Annotated in this window: 2 protein-coding genes; one reads left to right on the forward strand and one right to left on the reverse strand. The window is 66.9% G+C overall.

Translation table 11 applies throughout. From position 1 onward, the window contains the following. Positions 1–342, forward strand: a 342-nt coding sequence (locus tag VF794_RS28285; RefSeq protein ID WP_331115718.1) for a hypothetical protein, incomplete at its 5' end; no start/stop codon positions are given. Positions 343–408: 66 nt separating this feature from the next. On the opposite strand, the gene VF794_RS28290 is transcribed toward VF794_RS28285, so the two are convergent. Next, positions 409–1,455, reverse strand: a complete 1,047-nt coding sequence (locus VF794_RS28290) for a hypothetical protein (protein WP_331115720.1) — start codon at positions 1,453–1,455, stop codon at positions 409–411. Positions 1,456–1,666 lie beyond the last annotated feature (211 nt).

Below are 1,666 nucleotides of genomic sequence, written 5' to 3' on the forward strand. Positions count from 1 at the left end.
GACATCCCCGTCGTCGGTGACTGGGATGGCAATGGCACGGACACTGTCGGCGTGTACCGCGGTGGCGTCTGGTACCTGCGCAACTCCAACACCGCCGGTGCCCACTCCGTTCCCAGCTTCGCCTACGGCGGCCCGGATGACATCCCCGTCGTCGGCGATTGGGATGGTGATGGCATCGACACCGTCGGCGTGGTCAAGAATGGCGTCTGGTACCTGCGCAACTCCAACACCGCTGGCGCTCACACCATCCCCAGCTTCGCCTACGGCGCCTATACCACCGACACTCCCGTGGTGGGCGACTGGAACGGCGACCGCACGACCACCATCGGCGTCGCTCGCTGAGCCTTCCTGGGCCTGAGGTGGCCCCTGTACAGGGGCCACCTTCATCTCACGCGCGCCGGGAGATCCTCAGCGCTTCCAGAAACCCTGCCTCTGCCCGTAGAGGGAGTCCGAGGTGGTCGGTATGACATTGGGCACGTTGAGCCAGCCGTAGATCCGAGGGTTGGGACCGAGGCGGGTGTTGCCGCTCATCTGGAAGGTCCGCGCGTGCGTGGCGTCCGAAACGGAGCTGATACGCCCGCCGGTATTGGTGATGTCCGGATCGCTCGTGCAGGTGCGGACATACTGTGGGCCGGCGCCGAGGTTGGTGTTCCACAGCGCCGTGTGGATGGCGCGGTGGTCGGTATGGCCGTAGGTGGCGCAGTTCGTGTATTGCGTGTTGTAGTAGCTCGCGCCAATGACGTTCAACTCCGGCAGCGCCGGAATGCCCAGTTGGGCCTTGTTGGCGCGCACCTGCTGCAGGGCCCAGATGACCTCGGCCGGCCGCAAGTCTCCGTCGCCGAGATCGAACATGACGATGGCCCCCACGCTGTTGGACCACACGTCCGCGCAGCGGGATTCACTCGCCACACCGCCGTTGCCGTTCGCGTCGGTGTAGTCGACCACCGTCGGCGCCAGCCCGTCGCTCGGCATGCCGCCGAAACAGAATCTCCCGCGCGACGTGGGCGCCCGCGGCAGCGACACGTCCGACGCGGCCATTGTCTCGAGGAACGTCCGGAACGACTCCACCCGCGCCTGCTTGCACGCGCTCGTCCATTTGCCGGACCACGGATTCGGGACGGGCATGCGCTCGTTGTAGTCAGGTCTACCGACCGGGCTGTTGGGGCCTTCATACCAGTGGGGTCCGCCCACCGCCGCCGAGGCCGGAAGGCACCCACTGGTCTCCTCGCCCCGCGTCATCATCACGAACACTTTGTAGTTCGACGTGGAGTTGTCGACCAGCGCCCAGCCTTCGTACTCATCGTCGGGGTGCGGGAACACCACGTACGAGAGTTGGACCGGCGTCACGGCCTGGGCCGTGGTCGACAGAGCCGGCGAGGTCTCTTCGTCGGGCAGCCCGCACGAAGACGCCAGCGCGGCAGAGAGCATCAGAAACGGAATCGGTGAACGTCTCATGAACATATCCTTCGTGGGGGTGGGTCGTACGTGGATTGAAGATGGCGCCGGGCGCCCAGGCGGGGCGGAGCCTGGGCCCCGCGCGGGCGGCGGCTCAGCGGCAGGTGTAGCGCTGCAGCGTCGTGCCCTCGGGCGTGCGGACGGAGTAGAGGACGCCGCCGCTGTCGGGCACGGCGAAGTCCCGGAAGGTCTCCTCCGGCATGGAGTTGGA

Origin of the sequence: Archangium sp., assembly GCF_036389735.1 — a bacterium.
Classification (GTDB): Bacteria; Myxococcota; Myxococcia; order Myxococcales; family Myxococcaceae; genus Archangium.

Coding starts and splice junctions, on each gene's coding strand:
- VF794_RS28290 (WP_331115720.1), bottom strand. CDS start 1,455: ATGAGACGTTCACCGATTCCGTTTCTGATGCTCTCTGCCGCGCTGGCG.